The 24,136-nt window shown below is 55.5% G+C and carries 28 protein-coding genes and 1 pseudogene; 1 reads left to right on the forward strand and 28 read right to left on the reverse strand.

All coding sequences use genetic code 11. The features are described from left to right. Window positions 1-45: 45 nt before the first annotated feature. The 9 genes from trpA to leuC all read right to left on the reverse strand — a co-directional run bounded on the left by trpA (window position 46) and on the right by leuC (window position 10,536). Entirely contained in the window at window positions 46-849 is an 804-nt protein-coding gene (trpA, locus tag HXW73_RS09865) for a tryptophan synthase subunit alpha (RefSeq protein ID WP_186252952.1), read from the reverse strand. Between the two features lie 75 nt (window positions 850-924). Further along, entirely contained in the window at window positions 925-2,178 is a 1,254-nt protein-coding gene (gene trpB, locus HXW73_RS09870) for a tryptophan synthase subunit beta (RefSeq protein ID WP_446718978.1), read from the reverse strand. Window positions 2,179-2,269: 91 nt separating this feature from the next. Then, window positions 2,270-2,908 (reverse strand): phosphoribosylanthranilate isomerase, encoded by a 639-nt coding sequence (locus HXW73_RS09875; protein WP_186252953.1) that lies wholly within the window; start codon window positions 2,906-2,908, stop codon window positions 2,270-2,272. After that, entirely contained in the window at window positions 2,908-3,831 is a 924-nt protein-coding gene (gene truA, locus HXW73_RS09880; protein ID WP_186252954.1) for a tRNA pseudouridine(38-40) synthase TruA, read from the reverse strand. Before truA ends, HXW73_RS09875 begins: the two co-directional genes overlap by 1 nt. Beyond that, window positions 3,828-5,783 (reverse strand): type IV pilus assembly protein FimV, encoded by a 1,956-nt coding sequence (locus tag HXW73_RS09885; protein ID WP_186252955.1) that lies wholly within the window; start codon window positions 5,781-5,783, stop codon window positions 3,828-3,830. The genes truA and HXW73_RS09885 overlap by 4 nt, the downstream gene beginning before the upstream one ends. 201 nt (window positions 5,784-5,984) lie before the next feature. Then, window positions 5,985-7,097 (reverse strand): aspartate-semialdehyde dehydrogenase, encoded by a 1,113-nt coding sequence (asd, locus tag HXW73_RS09890; protein WP_186252956.1) that lies wholly within the window; start codon window positions 7,095-7,097, stop codon window positions 5,985-5,987. Between the two features lie 223 nt (window positions 7,098-7,320). Continuing rightward, window positions 7,321-8,400 (reverse strand): 3-isopropylmalate dehydrogenase, encoded by a 1,080-nt coding sequence (gene leuB / locus HXW73_RS09895; RefSeq protein WP_186252957.1) that lies wholly within the window; start codon window positions 8,398-8,400, stop codon window positions 7,321-7,323. A gap of 33 nt (window positions 8,401-8,433) precedes the next feature. Continuing rightward, window positions 8,434-9,081: a 3-isopropylmalate dehydratase small subunit gene (gene leuD, locus HXW73_RS09900; RefSeq protein ID WP_186252958.1), complete on the reverse strand. Its 648-nt coding sequence runs from the start codon at window positions 9,079-9,081 to the stop codon at window positions 8,434-8,436. A gap of 3 nt (window positions 9,082-9,084) precedes the next feature. After that, window positions 9,085-10,536 carry a 3-isopropylmalate dehydratase large subunit gene (leuC, locus tag HXW73_RS09905; protein ID WP_186252959.1) on the reverse strand — a complete coding sequence of 484 codons (1,452 nt, stop codon included), beginning with the start codon at window positions 10,534-10,536 and terminating at the stop codon, window positions 9,085-9,087. 172 nt (window positions 10,537-10,708) lie between these two features. Between leuC and HXW73_RS09910 the strand changes: the two genes are divergently transcribed. After that, window positions 10,709-11,593, forward strand: a complete 885-nt coding sequence (locus HXW73_RS09910; protein WP_186252960.1) for a LysR family transcriptional regulator — start codon at window positions 10,709-10,711, stop codon at window positions 11,591-11,593. Window positions 11,594-11,675: 82 nt separating this feature from the next. Here HXW73_RS09910 and HXW73_RS09915 read toward each other — a convergent pair whose 3' ends face one another. The 19 genes and pseudogenes from HXW73_RS09915 to istA form a co-directional block, all read right to left on the reverse strand. Then, window positions 11,676-12,176: a hypothetical protein gene (locus tag HXW73_RS09915; protein WP_186252961.1), complete on the reverse strand. Its 501-nt coding sequence runs from the start codon at window positions 12,174-12,176 to the stop codon at window positions 11,676-11,678. A gap of 70 nt (window positions 12,177-12,246) precedes the next feature. Continuing rightward, complete coding sequence (locus HXW73_RS09920) at window positions 12,247-13,239, reverse strand: IS30 family transposase (protein WP_186252811.1); 993 nt, start codon at window positions 13,237-13,239, stop codon at window positions 12,247-12,249. A gap of 128 nt (window positions 13,240-13,367) precedes the next feature. Further along, window positions 13,368-13,994 (reverse strand): HD domain-containing protein, encoded by a 627-nt coding sequence (locus tag HXW73_RS09925; RefSeq protein WP_186252962.1) that lies wholly within the window; start codon window positions 13,992-13,994, stop codon window positions 13,368-13,370. Between the two features lie 55 nt (window positions 13,995-14,049). Next, entirely contained in the window at window positions 14,050-14,526 is a 477-nt protein-coding gene (locus HXW73_RS09930; RefSeq protein ID WP_186252963.1) for an OsmC family protein, read from the reverse strand. A 67-nt stretch (window positions 14,527-14,593) separates the two neighbouring features. Continuing rightward, window positions 14,594-15,040, reverse strand: a complete 447-nt coding sequence (locus HXW73_RS09935) for a GFA family protein (protein ID WP_240538607.1) — start codon at window positions 15,038-15,040, stop codon at window positions 14,594-14,596. 20 nt (window positions 15,041-15,060) lie between these two features. Then, window positions 15,061-15,603 (reverse strand): macro domain-containing protein, encoded by a 543-nt coding sequence (locus HXW73_RS09940; RefSeq protein ID WP_186252964.1) that lies wholly within the window; start codon window positions 15,601-15,603, stop codon window positions 15,061-15,063. Between the two features lie 130 nt (window positions 15,604-15,733). Then, window positions 15,734-15,850 (reverse strand): annotated as a pseudogene (locus HXW73_RS18040) (ISAs1 family transposase); the annotation flags it as partial. Window positions 15,851-16,243: 393 nt separating this feature from the next. After that, the gene (locus tag HXW73_RS09945; RefSeq protein ID WP_186252965.1) at window positions 16,244-16,789 is read right to left on the reverse strand and encodes a DUF6624 domain-containing protein; all 546 of its coding nucleotides are present in this window, start codon (window positions 16,787-16,789) and stop codon (window positions 16,244-16,246) included. Between the two features lie 84 nt (window positions 16,790-16,873). Continuing rightward, window positions 16,874-17,188, reverse strand: coding sequence for a HigA family addiction module antitoxin (locus tag HXW73_RS09950; RefSeq protein WP_186252966.1), 315 nt, complete (start codon window positions 17,186-17,188; stop codon window positions 16,874-16,876). A gap of 87 nt (window positions 17,189-17,275) precedes the next feature. Further along, window positions 17,276-17,482 (reverse strand): type II toxin-antitoxin system RelE/ParE family toxin, encoded by a 207-nt coding sequence (locus HXW73_RS18045; protein ID WP_222104996.1) that lies wholly within the window; start codon window positions 17,480-17,482, stop codon window positions 17,276-17,278. Between the two features lie 174 nt (window positions 17,483-17,656). Next, complete coding sequence (locus tag HXW73_RS09960) at window positions 17,657-18,724, reverse strand: hypothetical protein (RefSeq protein ID WP_186252967.1); 1,068 nt, start codon at window positions 18,722-18,724, stop codon at window positions 17,657-17,659. 92 nt (window positions 18,725-18,816) lie between these two features. Beyond that, window positions 18,817-19,296 (reverse strand): hypothetical protein, encoded by a 480-nt coding sequence (locus HXW73_RS09965; RefSeq protein ID WP_222104997.1) that lies wholly within the window; start codon window positions 19,294-19,296, stop codon window positions 18,817-18,819. A 193-nt stretch (window positions 19,297-19,489) separates the two neighbouring features. Then, the gene (locus HXW73_RS09970) at window positions 19,490-20,218 is read right to left on the reverse strand and encodes a hypothetical protein (RefSeq protein WP_186252968.1); all 729 of its coding nucleotides are present in this window, start codon (window positions 20,216-20,218) and stop codon (window positions 19,490-19,492) included. Between the two features lie 97 nt (window positions 20,219-20,315). Continuing rightward, the gene (locus tag HXW73_RS09975) at window positions 20,316-20,561 is read right to left on the reverse strand and encodes a hypothetical protein (RefSeq protein ID WP_186252969.1); all 246 of its coding nucleotides are present in this window, start codon (window positions 20,559-20,561) and stop codon (window positions 20,316-20,318) included. 299 nt (window positions 20,562-20,860) lie between these two features. Continuing rightward, on the reverse strand, window positions 20,861-21,292 hold the full coding sequence (locus HXW73_RS09980) for a GFA family protein (protein ID WP_186252970.1): 432 nt from the start codon (window positions 21,290-21,292) through the stop codon (window positions 20,861-20,863). 82 nt (window positions 21,293-21,374) lie between these two features. Then, a complete protein-coding gene (locus HXW73_RS09985) occupies window positions 21,375-21,668 on the reverse strand; it encodes a HigA family addiction module antitoxin (RefSeq protein ID WP_186252971.1) in 294 nt (97 codons plus the stop codon). Then, window positions 21,668-21,946, reverse strand: coding sequence for a type II toxin-antitoxin system RelE/ParE family toxin (locus HXW73_RS09990; RefSeq protein ID WP_186252972.1), 279 nt, complete (start codon window positions 21,944-21,946; stop codon window positions 21,668-21,670). The genes HXW73_RS09985 and HXW73_RS09990 overlap by 1 nt, the downstream gene beginning before the upstream one ends. Before the next feature lie 110 nt (window positions 21,947-22,056). Next, complete coding sequence (gene istB / locus HXW73_RS09995; RefSeq protein WP_186252973.1) at window positions 22,057-22,863, reverse strand: IS21-like element helper ATPase IstB; 807 nt, start codon at window positions 22,861-22,863, stop codon at window positions 22,057-22,059. Continuing rightward, entirely contained in the window at window positions 22,860-24,041 is a 1,182-nt protein-coding gene (gene istA, locus HXW73_RS10000; protein ID WP_186252974.1) for an IS21 family transposase, read from the reverse strand. The genes istB and istA overlap by 4 nt, the downstream gene beginning before the upstream one ends. Between the last annotated feature and the right edge of the window lie 95 nt (window positions 24,042-24,136).

A 24,136-nucleotide genomic window follows, 5' to 3' on the forward strand; every position in this document is an offset into this window, starting at 1 on the left:
TGGGGTCAAACTAATGTCAGTTAGTGTAGACGATGAAATAACTTATCAGGCATCCATGGCCGAACGCATCTCGCCAAGCACCTGCTTTAACTGGGCGGCAATGGTATCCGGTGCATCGACACTCTCGGCGATGCGGTTGACCAGCGCACTACCCACGATCACGCCGTCAGCCACCTTGGCGACTTCCGCGGCGGTCGCGCCGTCACGAATACCGAAACCCACACACAGCGGCAGGTCGGTCATGCCGCGTAATGGCGCCAGGTGCTCTGCCACGTCGTCGGCGTTGAGCGTTGCGGCACCGGTCACCCCCTTGAGTGACACATAGTACAGGTACCCCTCGCCGTGGGCGCATATTGTAGCGGCCCGGGCGTGGGAAGTGGTAGGTGCAACGAGAAAAATAGCCGCCAGGTCGCGCGCTTTTAAAAGCGGGCCAAATACATCCGCTTCTTCCGGCGGCATATCCACGGTCAATACCCCGTCGACACCCACCTCGGCCGCTTTATTGGCAAAGGTATCGTAGCCGATACGCTCGATGGGGTTGAGATACCCCATCAGCACCACGGGTGTGGTGGTATCGGTCTGGCGGAATTCGGCTACCATGTCGAGCAGGTCGACCAGCCGGGTGCCCTGCTTGAGCGCGCGCTCGCAAGCTTTCTGAATGACCGGGCCGTCTGCCATGGGGTCTGAGAACGGTACACCCAGTTCAATGATATCCGCACCGGCTTCCACCAGGGCATGCATAAAGCCAACGGTGTACTGGGGGGCAGGGTCCCCGGCGGTAATAAAGGGGATCAGGGCCTTGCGGCCCTGCTGTTTTAGTTCACTGAAACGCTGATCAATACGGTTCATGCTTGCCCTTAGAAACTGATGACCTTAAAAACGTCTGACCTTAGAAAACTTGTGACCTTGCAAACTTGTCGGCACTTAAATGTCGATGCCGTCAATCTTGGCCACCGTCATAATGTCTTTATCACCACGGCCTGACAGGTTAATCACGATATGCTGATCAGAGCGCATGGTGGGCGCCAGCACCTTGGCGTAGGCCAGCGCGTGGGCCGTTTCGAGGGCAGGCATGATGCCTTCCATGTGCGTTAGTTCGCGAAACGCCTCAAGCACGTCATGGTCGTTGGCAGCCACGTAATTTACACGACCGACGTCCTTCCATAGGGCGTGCTCGGGGCCGACGCCCGGATAATCCAACCCGGCGGAAATCGAGTGTGTATCCGACACCTGCCCTGCTTCATCCGACATCAGGTAGGTACGGTTACCGTGCAGCACACCGCGCGGTGCGTTGGACGACAGCGGCGCCGCGTGGCGACCCGTTTCCACCCCGTCACCACCGGCTTCAACGCCGTACATGGCGACGTCGTCGTCTTCCACAAACGGATAGAACAAGCCGATGGCGTTGGAGCCACCGCCCACGCAGGCAACCAGGGCATCCGGCAATCGACCGATCTGCTCGAGCGACTGACGGCGTGCCTCGCGCCCCGCCACTGCGTTGAAATCGCGCACCAGCAGCGGATAAGGATGCGGCCCTGCCACGGTGCCGATGATGTAGAAGGTGTTATCGACGTTGGTGACCCAATCACGCAGCGCCTCGTTCATGGCGTCTTTCAGGGTACGGGTACCCGACTCAACCGGAATCACCCGCGCGCCCAGCAAGCGCATGCGATACACGTTCAGCTTTTGGCGCTCGACGTCTGCCGCGCCCATGTACACATCGCACTCAAGCCCCAGACGCGCCGCCACCGTGGCAGTTGCCACACCATGCTGCCCCGCGCCGGTTTCCGCAATGACACGCGGCTTGCCGGTCTTTTTCGCCAGCAACGCCTGACCAATGGTGTTGTTCACCTTGTGAGCGCCGGTGTGGTTCAGGTCTTCGCGCTTGAGCCAGATTTGCGCTCCACCGAGGGCCTGCGACCATCGCTCAGCGTGATACAGCGGCGATGGCCGCCCCACAAAGTGGGCAAGGTCACGGTCAAACTCGGCCTGAAAGTCAGGGTCGTCGCGCAGACTCATGTAGGTCTGCTCCAACTCTTCAAGGGCAAAGCTCAGGGTTTCCGACACGAACCGACCGCCGTAGGGGCCAAAATGACCACGGGCATCCGGCATTTTAGTCAGTTCACTGAAACGTGTTTTGGAAACGGTTTCAGAAGCACCAGTTGCTGAGACTGTCACAGGGATACCTCACAAGATCGCCAGAACAGGCAAACAATAAATGAATTCACTTTAAAACGCAGCCCGCGACAAGCCGAGCGGACTTAAGGACCTAGCGGGCGTCGGCCAACGCCACTTGACGAACAAACGACGCCATCTTGGGCGCATCTTTACAGCCGCGCGAGGCTTCAATCCCACCGGAAACATCCACCGCATAAGGCGTCACTTGGTGGACCGCCTGCGAGACATTTTCCGGCGTCAACCCCCCTGCGAGAATAACAGGTTTTGCCAGCGTTGCGGGGATTCTCGACCAATCAAATGACTCGCCGGTACCGCCGGGTGTGCCGGGTCGGTAAGCGTCCAGCAACAAGGCTTGCGACTGGGCATAACGCTCGGCTTCAGAGGCTAAATCGATGCTGTCGCGCATGCGCAGCGCCTTGATCCAGGGGCGGTCAAAGCTGGCACAGAAGTCGGGCGTTTCATCGCCATGAAATTGCAGCACGTCCAGGTGCGGCAGACATGCCTCGACCCACTTGGCAGACGGGTCGACAAATAGCCCCACGCGGCTGACAAACGCCGGGACCTTCGCCGCAAGTACCGCCAACTGCTCAACGTTGATACCGCGCGAACTTTTGGCCCACATCACAAAGCCCAGGGCATCCACGCCTAACGCCACCGCCGTATCGATGTCGTCCTGGCGGGTAAAACCGCAGAATTTGATACGTGTGCGTTGCATGTGCGCAGTACTCATCACGGTGTCTCCTGGGGCTTTTTGGCAAAGGTCAGCTTTCGCCGCGCCGCCACGCGCGGGGTTTCGGGGAGCTCGCGCTCGCCGGTCCATTCGCCGGAAAAGGCCAGCAGGTTTGGCCCAAGGGGCTCTTTGGGCAACGCAAACCGCTCGTCGTAGATCGAGTCGACAAAGTGCAGCCCACAGGCCGGCGCGGTGACATCGCCCAGCTTGCGATTCTTGAGCGCCAGCAGCCGCTCGATATAATCTTCGTCCTGGGCACCGCGGCCCACGCTTACCAGGGCACCGGCAATATTGCGAATCATGTGGTGCAGGAACGCATTACCCTGGATATCGATCATGACCAGCGGGCCGAAGCGTTTGACATCGACAAAGTGCATTTGTCGCCACGGCGTTTTCGACTGGCAGCCCGCTGCGCGGAAAGTCGAGAAATCATGCTCCCCCACCAGCGCCTGAGCTGCTCTATGCATGGCATCGGCATCCAGCGGGTCGCGGCACCAGGTGACGTTGTGTCTTTCCAATACCGGGCGGCTTATCTGGTTCAACAGCAGGTAACGGTAACGGCGCCCCAGTGCGCCCAGCCGCGAGTGGAAATCGTCGGATACCGGCTTGACCCAGCGTATCGACACATCCCGCGGCAGGTTGGTATTGGCGCCAAACACCCAGGCTTTTTCCGAGCGCTGCGCAGGCGGGTCCAGGTGGACGATCTGACGGGTGGCATGCACGCCGGAGTCCGTTCGCCCGCTGGCGTGGATCTGCACCGGCGCACCGGCCACTTTGCTCAGCGCGTCTTCCACCGATGCCTGCACCGAGGCGGCGTGCTTGAGTCGCTGAAAACCACAAAAGCGCGTGCCATCGTATTCGATGCCCATCGCCAAGCGGCCGGTTAGCGGTTGTGTCTCATCAAAATGGTAAAACAGCGTCATCGCCTCTTATCAACATTGCCGAGGGAGGAAGGCGCGCTATTATCGCGAGGAGTGGGCGCAAATGCCACCTCTTCAATCTCCCACTCTGGCTCTTGCGCTTGCTCGCGAGCAGCGGGAGACGCAGAAGTCGCCGATGGCGCCGCTGACTTGCCTTCAAAATCAACGGTGGGCTGCATGAGCGTTTCTTCCCGGGCCGCGCTTTCCGAGGCCAGCGTCGGCGGCTCATAATCGATAATCCACGCCCCTTCATCGTTCGGGGCCGTTGTCGACTGGCGGGGTTCAGACGCCGGCGCTTTATCCACCTTACTGGCGCCCATTGACGAAAGCATGGCCGACACGGCCTCAGGGTCGGCGGGAGGCGCCAGCCATAACGATGGTTTATGCCCTTCAGAGGTTGCCTTTAACGCCAAACGCCGCTCGTCCCCCATCTCGATCAGCCCTGCTGCCTGAGTATGGGCCATGGCCGCCCGGTTCATGGGCGCCTGGTAAGTCGCATTATCCTCGCTCGCCTGGCTCGGTGGCGGCGGGTCAACCGCCTCACTTGGCGCTGGTCGATCGACCGTTTCCGGTGTCATCGTGGGTGCATCACGATACGAAGCCGCTGGCGATACCGATGGCGGCACGCGACGCTCGCCAGCGGTCGATGACGCAGGTTGATCAGGGGCTTTTGCACCCGGCGCCGCCGTGGCCGGCGGCACTTCCCACTGCTGGCGACGGCGACGCATCACCACCAACAATACAACCAGCAGAACCAGCGCGACCAACATCAGCCACCACTGATAGTCGCTGATTCGTTCCATGAAAGACGGCCGCTCAGTCGCCGGAGCCGACGACGTGGGTACCGCCTGCTGCGCTGCCACGGTTTGATTCAGCCGGTCCATCTCTTCGCGGAGTGCGGAGATTTCCTGGCGCATGTCATCAAGCGCCTGTTGGACCCGCGGACTGAGCGCGGCATCATCGGAAGGCGCCGGTGATGACGAGGCAGACGGCAATGCCGCATTCGTCGCCGCATTGGCAAGTACTCGCGCCGCGCTTAGCGCGGTCGCCTCCACTGACGGCGCTTGTACCGCGCGGTTGTTAACGCCCGCCTGCTGCGAGGCTGCCTGAGTTTCTTCTGCAGGCTCGCTCTCGGCTGGGCCTGCATCAGTGGCCGTGGTGTTATCTTCCGAGTCATCGACCTCGGGTATTGCCACTGGCTCAGGACCGTTTTCATCGCGGCGCTGCCAGGCCGCGTTCATCGCACGGATGGTCTCGGCGGCTTGATCCGCCGAACGTGCCATGACTCGCGAATCATCCGGCAACGTCAGCCGCTGGGCGGCGCGCATTTCGTGAATATTACCCGAGGGAAAGCTGCTGGGGTTGGCTTCAAGCAGTGCCAGCATCATCTGCTGGACGCTTGCCTGTGCGGGCTTGGTACGCGCAGCAACGCTCCATAGCGTATCGCCGCTGCGTACGTACGCATCGCCCTGAGCGGCCTCACGGTTTTGTGGCACGGCAGGGGCATTGTTCTCGGCGGTAGCTTGAGGCGCTACTGGCGCCGCCGGTTGATCGGCAGCGGCGTAGTCAGGAGGATCAAACAGCAGCGTGATGGCCCGGGATTGCCGACCATCGGGGGATTCCACGGTCAGCAGCAAGTCCAACCAGGGCGACGTAATGGGCTGGTCACTGCTCAACACCACCACGGGCCGCCCCTGACGCTCTTGAATGCTGGCCTGGACGCGCCCCGCCAGCGGTGTCCATTCAACCCCCGCGTCGGCGAAGGCATCCTGACCGGACACGCTGACCTCAACCGATGACGGCGAATAGGCTTCGCTATCCACAAGCGGGAGTATGGCCTGTAATGGAGCCTCTAAACGGGACTGCACTTGTGCAGGCCCCAAATCTAGCGCCCAGCCAATTGACCCCACCATGCTTAGCCAAAGCCCTACGGCCAACGCGCCTAGCTGTTTCATGGATGCCCCTGTTGCCAATTTAACTTTTTTATATAACCCGCCGCTTCATTGTGCGGCGGTCTCATACTTTTTTACCACAATAGCGTCCTTACCATAGTACCGTCTTTCTGGCTCAAAATCCGCGCGCATAAAAAACGGGAAGCGTTTGATTCGCTCCCCGTTTTAGTCCGCTTAGGATGCGGCATTAGCCTCGGCGGAAACTTACTGCTCGCGCAGGATCTTCAGCATACGCTTGAGCGGTTCAGCCGCGCCCCACAGAAGCTGGTCACCAACGCTGAATGCCGAGAGGTATTCACCGCCCATGGCCAGCTTGCGCAGGCGGCCAACCGGCACTTGCAGCGTGCCTGTCGCCGCAGCAGGCGTTAGGCCTTCGTTGGTGGCGTCTTTCTCATTGGGAATCAGCTTGACCCACTCATTGTGCTTGGCAATGCGATCTTCGATCTCGTCCAGCGGCACATCCTGCTTCAGCTTGATGGTGAACGCCTGGCTGTGAGACCGCATGGCACCGATGCGGACGCAAAGGCCGTCGATGGGGATCGGGTTGTTATCGAGACCCAGAATCTTATTGGTCTCAACGCTGCCCTTCCACTCTTCGCGGCTTTGGCCGTTATCCAGCTTGGTGTCGATCCACGGCAGCAGACTACCGGCCAACGGCGCACCGAAGTTCTCGGTGGGGAAGTTGCCGCTGCGCATGGCCGCCGTCACCTTGCGGTCGATATCCAGAATCGCGCTGGAGGTATCTTTCAGTTCTTCGCCAACGCTATCGTGCAGCGTGCCCATCTGGTTGAGCAGCTCGCGCATGTGCTTGGCACCCGAGCCGGACGCCGCCTGATAGGTCATGGACGTCATCCACTCGATCATGTCGGCTTCAAACAGACCGCCCAGCCCCATCAACATCAGGCTCACGGTGCAGTTGCCGCCGACGAAGGTCTTGGCGCCCTTGGCCAGCTGTGCGTCGATCACGCCGCGGTTGACCGGATCCAGCACGATGGTCGCTTCATCTTCCATGCGCAGCGTGCTGGCGGCATCAATCCAGTAGCCCTGCCAACCTGCGCTGCGCAGGTCCTTGTAGACCGGTTTGGTGTAGTCGCCGCCTTGACAGGTGACCACTACGTCCAGCGCTTTGAGCGCCTCGATATCAAAAGCGTCTTTCAGCGGAGGGACGTCCACACCGATGTCGGGGCCGGGCTGGCCGACCTGGGAGGTGGTGAAGAACACCGGCTCAATGCCGTTGAAATCACCATCTTCCTGCATGCGCTGCATCAGCACTGAGCCGACCATGCCGCGCCATCCCACGAAACCGACTTTCAACATTATGAAGTCCTCCTGAAATTAATGAGTGCACACATTATACACGATTCTTGATGGTGATTTTAAAACCGCTCCGGGCGGCTCCATGATAACAAATGAATAAACAAGGGCGCCGGGGATAGGGCGTAGAGGGGGTTATTTGCCAGGGATGGCAAATGTAGCGCCCAGGGAAGGGTTTACAGCGCCCCCTCGTAGGCCTATCGCCGGGTTAGCCCACCGACTTCATTTACTGTTTGGCAAACGCCGCCAATACCGCATCGCCCATGGCGTCTGTGCCGATAGTCTGCATGCCCTCGGAGGCAATATCTGCCGTGCGCAGGCCATCGTCCAGCACGCTGCCGACCGCCGCTTCGATACGCTCCGCCATGGCGTTTTCGCCCAGCGAATAGCGCAGCATCATGGCCACGGAGAGCATCATGGCCAACGGGTTGGCAATGTTTTTACCAGCGATATCCGGCGCGCTGCCGTGGCATGGCTCGTACATGCCCTGCCCACTTTCATTGAGCGAAGCAGAGGGCAACATACCGATGGACCCGGTGAGCATGGCGGCGGCGTCGGAGAGAATATCGCCGAACATGTTGCCGGTCACCATCACGTCAAACTGCTTCGGCGCACGCACCAGCTGCATGGCGGCGTTATCCACGTACATGTGCGACAGCTCGACGTCCGGGTATTCCGGCGCCAGCCGCTCCATCACTTCACGCCACAGGATCGTCACTTCCAGCACGTTGGCTTTATCCACCGAGCAAAGCTTCTTGCCACGCTTCTGGGCCATTTCAAAGGCCACACGACCGATACGCTCGATCTCGCTTTCAGAATACACGTAGGTATTGAAGCCCACCCGCTCGCCGTTGCGCTCTTCGATGCCGCGCGGCTGGCCAAAGTAGATGCCGCCGGTCAGTTCGCGGACGATCATGATATCCAGCCCGGCAACCAGTTCAGGTTTCAGGCTCGAGGCACTGGCGAGCTGCGGGTACAGCATGGCCGGGCGCAGATTGCCGAACAGCCCCAGATTTTTACGCAGGCCCAGCAGGCCTTTTTCGGGCCGCTTGGATAGGTCTTCAATCTTGTCCCACTTGGGGCCACCCACTGCCCCAAGCAGAATGGCGCTTGCGGCCTTGGCTTTATCCAGCGTCTGCTCAGGCAATGGATCGCCGTGGGCATCGTAGGCGGCGCCGCCAACCAGCGCTTCGTCTACCTCGATATCCAGCCCGGCGTCTTGGCAGGCTTTCAGCAGGCGCGCTGCCTGGGCAGCAATTTCGGGGCCGATACCGTCACCGGGCAGCAATAAAACCTTATGTGTCATGCAGCTTCCTTAGCAAAACAGGGGTAACAAAACTCACGCAGGCTGGCGAAACAGCCACGGACGTTCCTGGCGATGGGATTTTTCAAAATCACGAATGGCGTCTTCGTCTTTCAGCGTCAAGCCGATATCGTCCAGGCCTTCCAGCAGGCAGTGCTTGCGGAACTCATCGACTTCGAACTCAAGAATTTCGCCGCGATGGGTAATCACGCGCTGATTCTCCAGGTCCACGTCCATGCGGTAGCCTTCTTTCGCTTCCACTTCCTCGAACAGACGATCGATCGTGTCTTCGTCGAGGGTGATAAGCAGGATGCCGTTTTTGAAGGCGTTGTTATAGAAAATATCGGCGAAGCTGGGCGCCACCACCACCTTGAAGCCAAAATCTTCCAGCGCCCAGGGGGCGTGCTCGCGGGAGCTGCCGCAACCGAAATTACGCCGCGTCAGCAGTACTTCGGCCCCTTGGTAACGCGGCTTGTTCAACACGAAATCCGGATTCAGCGGTCGCTGCGAGCAATCTTGCCCCGGCTCTCCTTCATCCAGATAGCGGAGCTCATCAAACAAGTTGACCCCGAAACCGGTCCGCTTGATCGACTTCAAAAACTGCTTCGGGATGATCAGGTCGGTATCCACGTTGGCGCGATCAAGAGGCGCAACGATGCCTTCAAAACGTTCAAACTTTTTCATGGCTTAGGCCTCCTGAGCGTGGGTTGCATCATTAGCGGGCAAGCTGCGTACATCAACAAAGTGGCCAGCAATCGCCGCCGCTGCCGCCATGGCCGGGCTCACCAGGTGAGTGCGGCCACCGTAGCCCTGGCGCCCTTCGAAGTTGCGGTTGGAGGTCGAGGCACAGTGCTCGCCCGCGCCCAGTTTGTCGGCGTTCATCGCCAGGCACATCGAGCAGCCCGGCTCGCGCCATTCAAAGCCCGCTTCGATGAAGATTTTGTCCAGACCTTCTTCTTCCGCCTGGCGCTTCACCAAGCCAGAGCCGGGCACGACCATGGCAAGCTTGATGGAATCGGCGATTTTATTGCCCTTCGCCACCTTGGCGGCTTCACGCAGGTCTTCAATGCGCGCATTGGTACAGGAGCCGATGAAAATCTTGTCCAGCTTGATATCGGTAATTTTCTGGTTGGCCTGCAGGCCCATGTACTCAAGCGCACGGGTGTGGCTGCGCTGCACGGTTTCATCCGGTGCGGCGTTGGGGTCGGGCACCTGGCCGGAAATGCCGGTGACCATTTCAGGGCTGGTGCCCCAGCTCACCTGCGGCTCGATGTCTTCGGCTTTCAAGGTGACCACCTTATCGAAGACGGCATCCGGGTCGGAAACCAGGTTTCGCCAGTCTGCCACGGCGGCTTCCCACTGCTCGCCGGTCGGCGAATAGGGGCGGTTGCCGATGTAGTCAATCGTGGTGTCGTCCACGGCAATCATGCCGACCCGCGCGCCCGCTTCAATAGCCATGTTGCACACGGTCATGCGGCCTTCCATGGACAGCGATTCGATGGCGCTACCGGCAAACTCGATGGCACAGCCGGTACCGCCTGCCGTGCCAATCTTGCCGATAATCGCCAGCACCACGTCTTTGGCGGTCACGCCAAGGCCCAACTCGCCTTCAACGCGCACCTGCATGTTCTTCATCTTCTGGGTCAGCAGGCACTGAGTCGCCAGTACGTGCTCGACTTCCGAGGTGCCGATGCCGTGGGCCAGCGCACCAAAAGCGCCGTGGGTGGCGGTGTGGGAATCGCCGCAGACCACGGTCATGCCCGGCAGGGTTGCGCCCTGCTCCGGCCCCACCACATGGACGATACCCTGACGCGGATCGTTAATCTTGAACTCTTCAATACCGTATTCAAGGCAGTTGTCGTCGAGGGTTTGCACCTGGATCAACGACACCGGGTCTTTGATACCGCTGTTGCCCTGAGCACGTTCTATCAACGTGGTCGGCACGTTATGGTCAGTGGTCGCCAGGTTGGTATCCAGGCGCCACGGCTTGCGGTTCGCCAAACGCAGCCCTTCAAAGGCCTGGGGCGAGGTCACTTCGTGGAGCATATGGCGGTCGATATAGATCAACGCGGTGCCGTCATCGCGCTGTTTGACCAGGTGCTGATCCCACAATTTATCGTAAAGCGTTTGACCTGACATGTGCTTCTCCCGGGCTAGGCCCTGCTAGTTCGTAGCGGCAGCTTTTTTGGCGCTGCTTTTATAGCGTGTTGCAGGAGTGTCACGCGGCTCGTAGATAAAAGCAATTCATGTTATTCATAGTTTAGATTCCATACTGGAATACAAGACAATTTGCGAGTGGATACACGACGCGATGGACACCCAAAGCCTTCAAGCCTTTTTGGCCGTAGCCGACACACAAAGTTTCTCCCGCGCGGCTGAACAGCTTCACCTGACCCAACCGGCGGTGAGCAAGCGCATCGCCACCCTGGAATCTCAGGTAGACGCGCGGTTGTTTGACCGCATTGGCCGGCGCATCGCGTTAACCGAGGCGGGTAGCGTGCTGCTCCCCCAGGCCAGGCAAATTCTATTCACCGTGGAGGACAGCCGCCGGGCGCTTGCCAATTTATCCGGCCAAGTGGGCGGGCCACTGACGCTCGCCACCAGCCACCATATTGGCTTGCATCGTTTGCCGCCGGTGTTAAAGCAATACACCCAGCGCCACCCGGAGGTAGCGCTGGATCTGCACTTTCTTGATTCGGAATTCGCCTACCAGGGCGTGCGCGATGGCTCGCTGGAAATGGCCGTGGTCACCCTGGCGCCCCACCCCGTCGAGCAACTGCATGTCGTGGAGCTCTGGCGCGACCGGCTGTGCTTTGTCTGCGCGACTGATCACCCGCTCGCCACCCAGGCCCAGCAAAGCGCGCTGTCACTCGCCGACCTGTGCGAACACAACTGCGTGATGCCAGGTGCCAAAACCTTTACCGGCTCGCTGATCGCCCAACGGTTTGAACAAGCGGGGCTTGAGCTGCCGGTAAGCATGGCGACCAACTATCTGGAAACGCTCAAGATGATGTGCAGCGTGGGGTTAGGCTGGAGTCTGCTGCCCGAGAAAATGATCGACCACGACCTGGTGGAGCTCAACGTTGCCACCGCCCCGCTCCACCGCCCGCTGGGTTATCTGGTTCACAACAACCGTACGCTTTCCAACGCCGCGAGCATGATGATCGAGGCACTGGAAGGGAGCAGAAGCGAATAATTGACGTCAATACCAATCCAAGAGGCAATGCCAAACTTGGGTTCCAGGGGAAGGTGTTGGCGCGTAATCCCTCAGCTCACGCCTAATCGCCAAAATAGGCCTGGTAGTTCACCTTCAGCAACGAATCGTTATGCCCCATCGACATCAAAAAAACTCTTATCTTGCGGGTACCCTCGATCCAGGTCACGCTGGCTTTTCGCATGATACCTGCCTTGGTGGTTTCCGAATCGGCTTCTTCACCGAACTGCTCACGCATGGCTTCCGTCAGCGCCTCCACCAGCCCCAGGTTGGTCTCGAAATCTCGCGCGTCGTCCAGCTTGAAGGTGACCTGGGTAAGTTGGCCGTTCATGAAGTAAAACTGCTGAGTAAACGTTTCGCCCTCGAGTTCAACGTCATCCTTACGCACTTCTTCTACCGCCGTGGTGGCCAGGCGACCACCACCCTCTACGCGGTAAGCCCCATCCACCGCGTGCAACACCTCTTTCACCGTCATCCCCGGATTGGTTGGCCCCCAAAGTTGCCCTGCAAAGGCAAGATTGGGTAGCAGCAGCAACAGCATGATGCCCGTGAGTAACGTACGCATTAGTGATCCTCCTTGAGTATTGTTGTTTGTATTCTGAAAACGCGCCTGCAGGCCCCCGCAAATCCTGAATTCAAACATTAAGCGCAGCACCTGCGGTTTTCAGCGCCCCTGAATACTCTCCGAGGAACACTTGTGCCGGCGTCCGATACCCCAGACGTTTTCTGGGACGATTGTTCAGCTTGGAAACGACTCGCCTCAGTGCTGAGTCGCTCACCTTTCGGAAGTCCGTTCCTTTCGGGAAATACTGGCGAATCAGGCCGTTGGTATTTTCATTGGTACCACGCTGGCTTGAGCGGTACGGGTCACAAAAATAGGTCTTGGCCGAGACGGCCTTGGCAACCTGTCGATGCTCGGCAAATTCCGAACCGTTATCTAGGGTGATGCTCTGCACTGCTCCTCGGCGTGGTTCTAATAACCGGGTCATCGCCTTGGCCGTTCCAGTGGCCGTGATCTTCGGCAGGCGCGCTGCCAAGAGGTAACCGCTGCGTCTCTCGACCAGTGTCACCAAGCCGGATTCTTTGTGGCCCTTGAGTACCGTATCGCCTTCCCAGTGACCGATATGGCGTCTTTCTTCCACTTCAGCGGGGCGCTGCTCAATACCTACCCGGTGTGGGATCTTGCCTAATCCAGCATGCTTGGCTAACTGTCGCTGATAGCGCCGCTGTCGTGGTAGACGGAGTCGCTTCCATAATTCGCCGCCGTGTTTCTTGTCGTCCCAGATTAATGCATAGATCCACTGGTGGCTTACGCAAACCCCGTTGGCATTCGCCATGAAGCCACTTATTTGCTGAGGGCTCCATTCATCCATCAGTTGATCAGTCACCCAGCGAATCAGGCTTGGCAGTCGCTTCGTTACTTTCCAAGCGCTGCGTCGGCGCTGATCACTTCTCGATTGCGCCTGCTCAGGCGCATAGCCAGCCGTAAGCCCATTGCGCTTTATCTCGCGGCTGATGGTGCTGCTGTGGACCCCAATAGCCTTGGCTATTTGTCGCTGGCTGATGCCGGTCTCAAGATAAGCAAAAATTTGGTATCGTTGGGCCTGGGTCAGTTGTCGGTATCCCATGCTCTGCTTCACTTTGGTCGGTAAAGTCGAGAGGGTACCGGCGCTGGCCCTCCTTCCTCTACTGTGTGATCCAAAGTGCTGCGGTTATTCTATGAATCCAGGATTTACTAGGTACCAGAGAGTTACCGTTATATTTCAGCCCCTAACTGAACCAAATACTGCTTCATAAAGGCGGTTCTCTTTGCCGCCTCTTGCTTGGCTGATTTCGTGTTAATGGTTTCAGCAATTTTAAGTAGCTTTGTATAGAAGTGATCAACCGTATTAACACGGTCATTTGGCGCACGAACATCACAGAACGGGTCCTCTGCGTCATACAGCCCCACCCCTAAACGTGTGCTCACCTGAAGGCACCTTGCAATCCCGATAGCCCCAAGCGCATCCAGCCTATCGGCGTCTTGCACAATCTGTGCTTCTATCGTTTGAGGATATACATTCGCACTGTAACTGTGCGCGACGATCGCATGCCCTATGTCGCTGTGATATTCAGACGGATAATCGATGGCCATCAGGAAATCCAGCGCCTTCTCGGATGCGATAAAAGAACTCCGAGCCCTGTCCGGGTGATTCTTGGGGAATGAAAAGCAATCATGTAAATACGCTGCGGGCAAAACCACTTCAAGTCTCGCCCCTTCTATTTCACATAACGATTTAGCGGTTTTAACGACTCTAAACACATGATTCAAATCATGCGCCAGGTCTTGCTCCATTTCATCCTTAATGAAGCTTATAAACTGATGTTCATAATTCTCAACCACTCCACATCCTTATTCGTCATGTACCGCTAAGGCCTGCACTTGTTAGGCAAGTCTATTACCCGGTGAGAATCTCAGGCTCGCATCCGACTTCGAAATTGACGGAATTTGCAATAAAGCAGAACGAATGCGCTTTATCGTGCAGGGATTTCGCAAGCTCGCTGTCGTCAGCCGCCCCTATTCGGATGATGGGCTTCAGCGTTACGCTCTCGAAATAGCCACTGCCATTGGTCGTCTCGATCATTCGACCCCTGGCGTTGTCTATATACTCCGTTACCGTAATGCCAGCGTTGGCGCACAGATGCAGATACCAAAGCATATGGCATGCCGAGAGCGAGCTTAGCAATAGCTCTTCCGGGTTATAACGGGACAAGTCGCCCAGGAATGCGGGATCTGCCGACCCGAATATTGTCGGTTTACTGCCGCACGTTATCTCGTGGTCACGCGAGAAGGCACGATAATGTTTGGTGCCCTCGCCTGAATTACCCGTCCAGACAACGGTAGCGGAATAATCGTGCCGACCTTTTTCTGACATTGACGCTTCCCTCTTAAGAAATGCCCCGCCTCATCGCTTAAACGGAGACGCACCAGTCGATTGGCCTTTATTCACCATACTGGGCAAACACTTCTTCGCCGGTCAGCTGCTTGGTTTTTTCTGCTAACGAATAGTAGCGCGGCTTTTGGTCGATGAATATTTGCTCGGTTATTTGCCAATCATCCGAGCCATCAAGAAGACCAACGGGAAGCGCGTAATGACCATCCTGCTTTAGGCGATAGAAGAGATGCGTGCCACACTGCTGGCAGAAACCTCGCTCGGCCCATTCTGAGGAACTAAAGGTGGAGATATGCTCTGCGCCTTTGAAGTCCACATCACCGGCAAACTCAACCGCAAACATCGGGCCACCACCCCACTTTCTACACATTGAGCAGTGACAAACACCGACATGGTTGCTGTTGGTGGTAACAGTGACGCTGACCATACCGCACAGGCAGGCCCCCTGAAGCTGTGTAGTAGATGCCATCTTGGTCTCCTTCAGTTGTGCTTCCATCAACTCTGATTTCCCCACTGCTAGCCCGCTGGGTCGATGGTCAAGCGTTGAGCCAATGCGTCGTGGAGTGTTTGCCGGGCCGCTTCATCGAATAATACAAAGCGGATCAGGCGCACTTTGTGCAAGGCGGGCAGTGTGGCTTCAAGGGTAGTCGCGCACACTTCTGCGGCTTGCTCCGCCGGGTAGCCAAAGGCGCCAGTGGAGAGCGCCGGAAAAGCCAGCCGCTCAATGCTATGCTCGTCCGCCAGTGTCAGCGCATTACGGTAGCAGTCTGCCAACAATTGATCCTCGGGCTTGTCCACGCCATACACCGGGCCAAGACAATGAATCACCCAAGGGTTAGGCAGATCATGGCCGCCAGTAAGTACCGCCTGGCCCGGGACGATAGGCGCCATAGGCCGCCCCTCTTCCGCCAACCCTGGCCCGGCAGCGCGATGAAGCGCCCCGGCAACACCACCGCCGGTTCTCAGTTGCGCATTGGCAGCATTGACCACGGCATCTACATCGGGCTGTTGGGCAATATCGCCCACCACGCACTGCACGCTGATGCGGTTGTCGCTCATAGGCTCCTCCGTCTGTTGCCACGTATCACGCAGCCCCTACTGATGCAGCGCCTTAGTGACTGCGGCAAATACTGGAAGTGTAGACTGAAAAAGCGCTTTGGTTCATGCATTGCCTTCACCGGCTTCACGCATCTTTAAACGCAACATCCAAAGACCAGTGCAATTTATTCTCAACGTGCAAATACTGACGGACGGCTTGAGCAAAACGCTCCGCAGTCAAAACCTCTGAGCTGATATAGTAGCGAATCTGGGCATGATCCGGGATGGTTTCACCTTCCTGTCTGAAGAAGACCTTACCTGCACTGGTTAGCTCTGCGCCGCCATAAGCGAAGTAAAACCAAAACTGTAGCCCACAGTAAAAAGCCGAAGGCCGGCAAGCACCAAACGAACCCGGCGTCTGTGTACACGAGTTGTGCTTCTGGATCGTAGTACCGTCCAAGCTCATTGAAATCGATGCTCAAGTAACGCTCGTACCAAACCCAAAAAAAGAATGCGGACAGTACAAGCAACAAAGCGCATCCGGTTGAAAATACTTTGACTGGGGGTTGCGGGTCGATACTTTTCATAGGACTAGCGCAGAGCGCACCGGCGAACTTGACACAGCGAAGCGGAGACAAGAGCGTCCGAGTGCCGCGTTTGGTTAACTGGTTTGCTGGATATTGGCACGGCGCTTCCGCTCCTGCTCAGCCATTTGTTCTTGGCGCTCCTCAATGGAGTTCAGCCCAAGACACGCACGGCGTTCATTAACCGTAGCAGAATCCTCAATAGGAAACGGTGTTGGCCACCCGCTTTCATCAACATCAAACTGGGTGCCGTAGTATTGAGGCCTGCCAGATAGCGTACGCACCCGATCATGGAGGAATGCCAACTGCCAGCCCTCTATATCCTGTCTCGCAACGGCATCCTCTAATAAGTAGACACACTCACCCATGAACTCGGGATCTGAAACAGAGTGCTGAACGATCAGCCATGCAGCTTTAGCAGCCTCTTCCCCAACTAACGAAACGCCGGGCCATCCGTGAGCACCAATAATCTCTTTCAGTCGGGAAGCATTATGCTCGTGCATAGCTTTCACCTGGGGATGATAAGACTCAGATGGCAGCTCACCGGAATCGAAGAGCTGCTGCAACAACCGTTGGTCTTCTGTGATCATCGTGACCAGCTCATCCGCAAGATTCTGATTCATGGGCTCCTTCGCAGTTAACATCGGCCATCACCGGTGACAAAACCGCAGCGGAGCGGAGGGTTTGGCATCCGGGGCATGGCATGGTTATGCAGCGCTTAATGGCTTAATCCGATCAACTTCCTCCCTGACCGATTGAGCCGCAGTCCACAAATCAATAGCGCATTGTGCATTCAGCCAAAACTCTGGAGAGGAGCCAAACAAACGAGCCAGCCGAAGTGCCATTTCAGGGCTGACAGCGCGGCGTTCACGCAACAGTTCATTGACTGACTGGCGAGAGACGCCTAAAGACTCAGCCAGTCCTGCAACTGTCAGGTCATAGTCCGGCAAGAAATCCTCTCTCAGCATTTCACCAGGATGGGTGGGCTTGCGCTGCATGCCGGTAGTGTTAGGAAAAGTCATAGTCATTACCTCCCTCAGTGGTAGTCACACACCTCGACTTCGTATGCATCTCCATCTTCAAAACGAAAGTAGATACGCCACTGATCATTACTGATATCTCGTGCTGGCCCGCCTGTCTCCAGAAAGTGGATGAAGGCGGTTGCCGCGCGGCACTTTCAAGTCCTCCAACTGTTCGGCCAGGTTCACGTATTCAAATTTTCTGGCAACTCTCGATGCGACATCCGCAGGAAACTTCTTTGACTTACATTTGGAGTACAACTCTTGAGTTCGTTTATCAGCGAAGGATTTGATCATGAAGCTAAGTGCATTGCGTCACGTGCCGCTTGTCAAAAAGGAGGAGAGCGACTGCATAACGCCAAGCTCACTGGCAAATATTGCGGAGAGCGTTTTTGTGTAAAATGGAGCAGCGCGACATACACAAAAACGAACGTAGCAATATGTGTCCGCTTGCAGCTTTTTGTTATGCATTTAAAATTCTTGCGCGTAAATAACTACTCGCTCACTTGATGTTTCAACCAAAAAATCTCGATAAAGCTCTGAAAGCTCACTGTATGACATTTCCTTAGATCCGATCTTTCCTTTATTAAATAGGTACTCAAACATCTCGCTAGAAAGTGAAATATTTTTCATGTTTTTATATTCAAGAACATCTGCACCTCTTTGCCCGCGACTCTTACAACCGTCAATTTTACAGATAGGTAGATGTTCGCCGGTAGACATAAATGCTTGATCAGGTTTTTGCAACTTATCCGTAGGCCTTAAGAAGGCAGCACAACAAGGAAATCTATATCCATGATCTTCAGCGTCGGAATCACACTTTCCCTCGCTACATAAGAATTTTTCCATCTTTTCTATTTGACCGAGCATACGCTCGTCGGATAGATACATAAGTCTCTTTTCCCATATTTTGTATTGAACTGCCACAATGGAGACTTTTTCATCCGCTGGTGAATGCCTTTCGTAAATTAAGTCAGCTCCGGTAATATGTTCAATTCTATCCGGGTGTAAAACCCTCAACCTCATCACCTTGTCATTTGGAAGCTCAAAATCTCGATAACCTTTCCCTTCTGCTAACGTAGGAATAACTCTTTCGACATTATAGGCATCGCGAAATATAAGCTGATTCTCGCTATGCCCTTCAGGCTCAATTTCTTCCTTTGCTTTATACAGTTGACCAAGCTTCTTTTTAAGCTGGTCAACTCTTTGCTTGCTATCTCGCTCAGCTTCGGCTATTGATAGAAGTCCTTCATATTCGGAAATATCCTTCTTTAGCAATTCTATCGCTTCTACGACTTTACTGTCACGAATTGAAGACAACCTTGCTTTTTGTTTATATTCTTTTGCAGTATCACTCTCTCGCTCCCGCTTTAATATGCTTACATCATCGCCTAGAAGCTCTGGGTATACCGCTCCACCTAACTGCAAAGCATTATCATAATTAGATTTGACCATGTCACCTTGAGAGGCGATTTTTGAAAGTCCGCGAAATGCGTTTAACGAAACCCACTCAGCGTTCAATCTATCCATATTTTCCATTTATAAATCTCACAGCTTGGTGGTGTGCATAACGCTTTGCTCACCGGTAAATTGCGAGCGTAGCGAGTAATTTATCCGTATACAGAAACTTGTTACACATATGCCGAATCGGTACGCGCATTAATAACCTCAATATCTGGATTGATCTTTCCCACAAGTTCAGTGATAAAACCTTTATCCTGGGTACTCATGCGGCTGCCGCAAATGATGCTACATACCTTTACATCGACGAACTGCTTTCCGCGAGTAAATACTCGCTCCTCCGCCTCGTACTTCCAAACATCAAGCTTATGACTCAGAACGTCAATTGCAGCGCCGTTGTGGAAGTTATTGAGTCCAACCCTATGGAGCCCATCATATTCGATCGGTCGCACCTCATATTCTCTGTGGTCAATCTCTACACCAACAACGACACCTCGATGCCCCTCTGAATAGTGGGACCACATCAATTCATTGTTTGGGTCTCGCGATAGGGCACAGATACGCAACTTCTCCTTTTCACCTTTTAGCAACCTGCGCATGTCCTCATCAAGCGAGCCTCCACCCTGGCTATAGAGGTACTTCCCTTCCATTGGGTCGTTCAAATCGAAGTACGGGGCAGCGTATAGCCGGCTCTTTAAGATAATGTCCGTAAAGAACCGAAAATCTCTTATTCCTCGGTACTTATAAAGCAATCTCAAGATCTCCTAGCATGTGTAACGCCGCGCACAACAGCGCGAGCTTGCGAGCATCTGGCAGCCGAAGGCTGCGTAGTGCTGCGCTTGGTTATGTGTTTTCCCCAATTGATGCCCAGCTACCCTTAATCCATTTTTCTGGCGGCTTGGGATCTCTTTCAATGTATTGCTCAAACAAATCTAACATCTGGTCTCTATCGCCAAATTCTAGGCCACTCTTCTCCGAAACTGTCCGAGCAAGATCGTGTTTGTTACTGCGCCAATCGATAAAGCAGCATTCATCGCTACATGAAGCAACCAAAAAGTCAGGGATATGCTCAAATGCCAGCTTATCTACTACAAGTAAGTTGCCAGAAACACGAGACGACAATTTGTATGCCTTTGTCAAAGCCGTTCCCATCACGGGTATTGTAGTCATTAAGCCAGCACCAAGCCGCAGAGTTCCATTGTCAGAGAATCTGACCGAGTCCGGGTAGCAGCCATTAATGTCAGCCATGTCACCAACGGAGATAGCGGCTTTTGTGCAAAATCCTCTTATCGCCATATGGCGCATTATCGCAGTTGCGATTGCGATACACCTGCTAGAGTCAGTTTCTTCAAAGTTTGAAACAATAACAAATCCATCACCAAACTGGTGGGCAAAAATCCGATCAGCTTCATTCAAAGCAACATCACCTGGGTATGCGCGCTGACCGATTTTAATTATTGCGTCCATCAGCTCATGTAACGCACATATCGCCCTGCTTTTCCCGGTTTCACCACTCTCGTAAAGAGCAGAGAACCCTTCAATATCAATCGATACTCCCCAGCGTCTATCCACAAAGGTTATCCTTTCTCTCCTTCAGCGTGACCACACATAACGCCTTGCTCTGGGGCAAACCGAAGCGCAGCGTAGGTTTGTCCCTAGCAGCACTTTGTTAGGCATTTTTTTGATCAAAGTTTTGTGGTGTCAGTCTAGTACCACACTTTGGGCAAGTCGGTTTTAGGGCTTCAAATACACCCGGCCACTTGGCAAAGTCATCTACTCTATAGCTACCACCATTTAGGTTTTCAAGAGAGTAACTTTCGTACATTTTTGAAAAAGGTTGATCATTTTCACTCATTTTTATAGCACCTTTATGCCCGCAGCTACAGGTCATAGGGTACTTGGTACGCATTGTCATTTGCGAACTCCTGTAATTGGTGCGGGGAGAAGGATTCGAACCTTCTCTCGTTTCTCCTGGATCAAGCAGATAATCCAATAATGTTAATCTCTCATTTGGGTTGGAAGTGTCCCAAGCCAGGCCCGCAGAAACGCCACCCCGCACCAAACGCATGTAAACAGAACGAATGAGTTTTTCATAAACACCTCCACAAGAGTATTAATCGTTGTCTTAATGCTCACTTCCAACCCAAACAAGATACTCACATTAAATTCAATACCTACCTTTACCTCCAAGCCTGTGTGTGCCTAACGCCGCATTCAGCGGCTTGTCCGCTGCAATGCTTTGTTAAGTGTTTCGATGTCAGGCATATCTTTATACTGTTTTCCAGCAGAAGGCAGTTGATCCCAACATGCTTTCGACTGTGTATATAAATGCGCAACTACTTCTTGGTCATCTTCGCCTTCGAGCAATCCTGCGGGGACCCAATATTTGTCAGTAGTCCTCAACCTGTTAGGAACCGGGCTTCCACAATTTGAACAAAAATCAGTTCTAAAACCTGTGTCTTTTACGAATGAAGTAATGAAATCTTCTCCGGTGCTCCAGGCAAAGTCACTCTCAAAGATGAAAGTCGCGGCATTAGCAGATGAACCACTTTGCTTACGACACAGTGAGCAATGACACTGATATAAATGTGGTACCTTACCTTTTATTTCGAATTGAACCTTGCCACAAAGACATTTTCCAATCATCTAGAATCCTTAGAACACTTAACGCCCTGGCTTTGCGGCGTTCCGGTGCGCCAGCGCAGGCGCGTCCGACAACAGCCATTGGTTAAGCTGCCTCGAAGTCCAGGGGATGGATTCCATCCAGGTTGACCGTGTTGCGGGCCACCCAAAGATCGTACATGTCCTGCATCGCCAACCAGCTCTCAGGAGTACGCCCGAGAACCTTGGATAGCCGAAGCGACATTTCCGGGCTAATACCACTATCCCCTTTGAGCAACCGAGACAACGTGGAAGGCGAGACCCCCAGACTGGACGCGAGCTGACGAGAACTGACACCGAAAGGCTCAAGGTAAACCTCCCGAATGAACTCACCGGGATGCGGCGGATTATGCATAGTCATTAGTGATAATCCTCATAATCAAGAATGTAGGCGTTGCCGTCCTGAAATTCGAACGTTATGCGCCAGTTTCCGTTGACCCGAATCGACCACCGCCCTTTGTCTTTACCCTTCAATGGATGAAGCCGAAAACCAGGGATCTCCATGTCCTCCACCGCAGTGGCGGTATCCAGAGCGGCCAACTGCATACGCAGTTTCTTGGCGTGATCCGGCTGGATGCCAGACGTGTTGCCGGTCGAGTAGAACCGTTTCAGTCCTTTGTGACGGAATGATTTAATCATGAAGCAATGCTAGCACGTTGCGCATCACGCAACAACCAAGCTTAACGCAGAGGTTGTCAACGCCAATGAAGGTTGTCCGCATTTCATCACTCTAGATTGTCCCGTTTTTATCAGTGCTCTTTTATCGGAACAGCGTCAGGTTCGTTTGAGGTGTTGTCCTCTTTCGTCGTCGGTGTCGTCACTAAGCCAGCACGTCGTTTGTCCTTCAGTCGATAACTCTCGCCTTTGATGTTCAGGGTGGTCGAGTGATGCAGCAGCCGGTCCAAGATAGCCGTAGCGATGACCTGGTCGCCAAAGATCTCGCCCCAGTCCATGAACGACTTGTTCGAGGTGAGGATCGTACTGGCCCGTTCATAGCGCCGGTTGATCAAGCGGAAGAACAGACTGGCTTCTTCGCGCGTCATCGGCAGGTAACCCATCTCGTCCAGTACCAGAACCTTCGAGTACGTCAGTTGCTGGAGTTGTCGATCCAGGCGGTTTTCCTGTCGGGCACGCATCAGGGTGCTGACCAGCCGGTCTAACGTCATGAACAGCACCCGATGGCCGGCTTCGGCCGCCTTCACCGCCAACGCCACGGCAAGGTGCGTCTTCCCGACGCCAGGCGGCCCGAGCAGCACGACGTTTTCACTACGCTCTACAAAGCCCAGGCCAGCCAGCTCGCGCACGATCTTGTGGTCGATGCTGGGTTGGAAGCTGAAGTCGAACTGCTCCAGGGTCTTGATCCACGGCAGTCGGGCCTGTTTCAGACGGGACTCCAGGCCCTTCTGATGACGCCCGCCCCATTCCTGCAACAGGGCCTGTTCCAGGAACTCGCGGTAGTTCAGGTCTTGCTTGCTGGCGTGCTCGCAGAGGCTGTCGAGCGACGCCTGAAGATGCTCCATCTTCAGGCGATCAAGTAGCTGTTCCAGGGCCATCACAGCACCTCCTCGTAGACGCTCAGGTCACGCTGCTGAACGGAGAGCGTCTGCTGCCATAAAGCCGCATGGTGCTCTGGCACGGTGCGCCATCCGGCTTGAGGCGACTGGAGGCGATGTGTGGCAATAAGGTCTCCGGCCGCGGTATACACCGTCAGTTCATCATCCAGGCTGAGCCGGATCACCACCGCCTGGCCGCAATAGCCGTCGGGCACGCTATAGCGGTTGCCACGGACTTCGATGTAGCCGTCCCAGCCGACCTGGCGGAGGTCATGGTAGCGGGTATCGAAGTCGGTGGCCGGTAGCCCCTGGAGGGCCGCTGCTTCAGCCATAAAGCGCTCCATCGGGGTTTGCCGGAACTGCCGCAGTGGCCGCTGGTCGGCTACCCGTTCCAACCATTGCAGGAGCCGTTGGTTGAGATGGGCAACGCTCTCGAACGCCCGGTAGCGCTGGAAGAAGTGCTGCTTCACGTAGCCCACCATGCGCTCGGTCTTGCCCTTGGTGCGCGGGCGTTGCGGGCGGCACGCCTTGGGCGCGAAGCTGTAATGGTTGGTCAGTTGCAGGAAGCCGGCGTTGAAAATCACTCGATGGTCCCGGTCATGCTTGAGCACGGCGGCCTTCTGATTATCGACCAATACCGTGCGCGGTACGCCGCCAAGATAACGGAAGGCCTGTACCAGCGCCTCGTAGGTATGCTCGGCATCTTGGCTAGGGGCCGCCCAGGCATGGAACCGCCGTGAGTAGCCCAGCGTGTTAACCGCGACATTGACCTTGCAGCACTGGCCAGCGACGAGCGTTTCGACCTCGCCCCAGTCATGCTGCAACTGAAAGCCGGGCTGGGTCTCGAAGCGCACGGTCTGCTTGCTGGGCCGTAGGGCTCGCTTGGGCTGGATGTACATCCGCACCATGGTGCTGCCGCCGGTGTAGCCCTGCTCGCGAATCAACTGGAAGATCACCTCGGCATTCCAGACATTGTCGGCCAGCAGCTGATCAATGATGGGTTTGAAGGGATCCAGCTTGCTCGCTCGTGGCTTGGCCGGTCGCCCGGTGGGTGCCGCCTCACGGGCCAAGTGTCGCCGCACGGTACGTTCACAACAGCCGATCTGGTGCGCAATGTCCACGAAATGGGCGCCTCGTTGGTGAAGTTGCTTTATCATGAGAAAGTCCTCTCGGCTTAGCATGGCGCGATCTCTTGTGGTTTGGTCACCAACAAGGAAAGGTCATGCGGGTCGGGGGGACAATCTATTTTGATGATCTACGGACTTATAGCTCCGAT

The organism is Halomonas sp. SH5A2, assembly GCF_014263395.1.
GTDB lineage: Bacteria > Pseudomonadota > Gammaproteobacteria > Pseudomonadales > Halomonadaceae > Vreelandella.

What these genes read in the sequence shown, in the direction of transcription:
- trpA (WP_186252952.1), bottom strand. Translation starts at nt 849, where the DNA reads ATGAACCGTATTGATCAGCGTTTCAGTGAACTAAAACAGCAGGGCCGC.
- HXW73_RS09875 (WP_186252953.1), bottom strand. Translation starts at nt 2,908, where the DNA reads ATGAGTACTGCGCACATGCAACGCACACGTATCAAATTCTGCGGTTTT.
- truA (WP_186252954.1), bottom strand. Translation starts at nt 3,831, where the DNA reads ATGACGCTGTTTTACCATTTTGATGAGACACAACCGCTAACCGGCCGC.
- HXW73_RS09885 (WP_186252955.1), bottom strand. Translation starts at nt 5,783, where the DNA reads ATGAAACAGCTAGGCGCGTTGGCCGTAGGGCTTTGGCTAAGCATGGTG.
- asd (WP_186252956.1), bottom strand. Translation starts at nt 7,097, where the DNA reads ATGTTGAAAGTCGGTTTCGTGGGATGGCGCGGCATGGTCGGCTCAGTG.
- leuB (WP_186252957.1), bottom strand. Translation starts at nt 8,400, where the DNA reads ATGACACATAAGGTTTTATTGCTGCCCGGTGACGGTATCGGCCCCGAA.
- leuD (WP_186252958.1), bottom strand. Translation starts at nt 9,081, where the DNA reads ATGAAAAAGTTTGAACGTTTTGAAGGCATCGTTGCGCCTCTTGATCGC.
- leuC (WP_186252959.1), bottom strand. Translation starts at nt 10,536, where the DNA reads ATGTCAGGTCAAACGCTTTACGATAAATTGTGGGATCAGCACCTGGTC.
- HXW73_RS09910 (WP_186252960.1), top strand. Translation starts at nt 10,709, where the DNA reads ATGGACACCCAAAGCCTTCAAGCCTTTTTGGCCGTAGCCGACACACAA.
- HXW73_RS09915 (WP_186252961.1), bottom strand. Translation starts at nt 12,176, where the DNA reads ATGCGTACGTTACTCACGGGCATCATGCTGTTGCTGCTGCTACCCAAT.
- HXW73_RS09920 (WP_186252811.1), bottom strand. Translation starts at nt 13,239, where the DNA reads ATGGGATACCGACAACTGACCCAGGCCCAACGATACCAAATTTTTGCT.
- HXW73_RS09930 (WP_186252963.1), bottom strand. Translation starts at nt 14,526, where the DNA reads ATGTCAGAAAAAGGTCGGCACGATTATTCCGCTACCGTTGTCTGGACG.
- HXW73_RS09935 (WP_240538607.1), bottom strand. Translation starts at nt 15,040, where the DNA reads ATGGAAGCACAACTGAAGGAGACCAAGATGGCATCTACTACACAGCTT.
- HXW73_RS09940 (WP_186252964.1), bottom strand. Translation starts at nt 15,603, where the DNA reads ATGAGCGACAACCGCATCAGCGTGCAGTGCGTGGTGGGCGATATTGCC.
- HXW73_RS09945 (WP_186252965.1), bottom strand. Translation starts at nt 16,789, where the DNA reads ATGAATCAGAATCTTGCGGATGAGCTGGTCACGATGATCACAGAAGAC.
- HXW73_RS09950 (WP_186252966.1), bottom strand. Translation starts at nt 17,188, where the DNA reads ATGACTTTTCCTAACACTACCGGCATGCAGCGCAAGCCCACCCATCCT.
- HXW73_RS18045 (WP_222104996.1), bottom strand. Translation starts at nt 17,482, where the DNA reads ATGATCAAATCCTTCGCTGATAAACGAACTCAAGAGTTGTACTCCAAA.
- HXW73_RS09960 (WP_186252967.1), bottom strand. Translation starts at nt 18,724, where the DNA reads ATGGAAAATATGGATAGATTGAACGCTGAGTGGGTTTCGTTAAACGCA.
- HXW73_RS09965 (WP_222104997.1), bottom strand. Translation starts at nt 19,296, where the DNA reads ATGGAAGGGAAGTACCTCTATAGCCAGGGTGGAGGCTCGCTTGATGAG.
- HXW73_RS09975 (WP_186252969.1), bottom strand. Translation starts at nt 20,561, where the DNA reads ATGACAATGCGTACCAAGTACCCTATGACCTGTAGCTGCGGGCATAAA.
- HXW73_RS09980 (WP_186252970.1), bottom strand. Translation starts at nt 21,292, where the DNA reads ATGATTGGAAAATGTCTTTGTGGCAAGGTTCAATTCGAAATAAAAGGT.
- HXW73_RS09985 (WP_186252971.1), bottom strand. Translation starts at nt 21,668, where the DNA reads ATGACTATGCATAATCCGCCGCATCCCGGTGAGTTCATTCGGGAGGTT.
- HXW73_RS09990 (WP_186252972.1), bottom strand. Translation starts at nt 21,946, where the DNA reads ATGATTAAATCATTCCGTCACAAAGGACTGAAACGGTTCTACTCGACC.
- istA (WP_186252974.1), bottom strand. Translation starts at nt 24,041, where the DNA reads ATGCTAAGCCGAGAGGACTTTCTCATGATAAAGCAACTTCACCAACGA.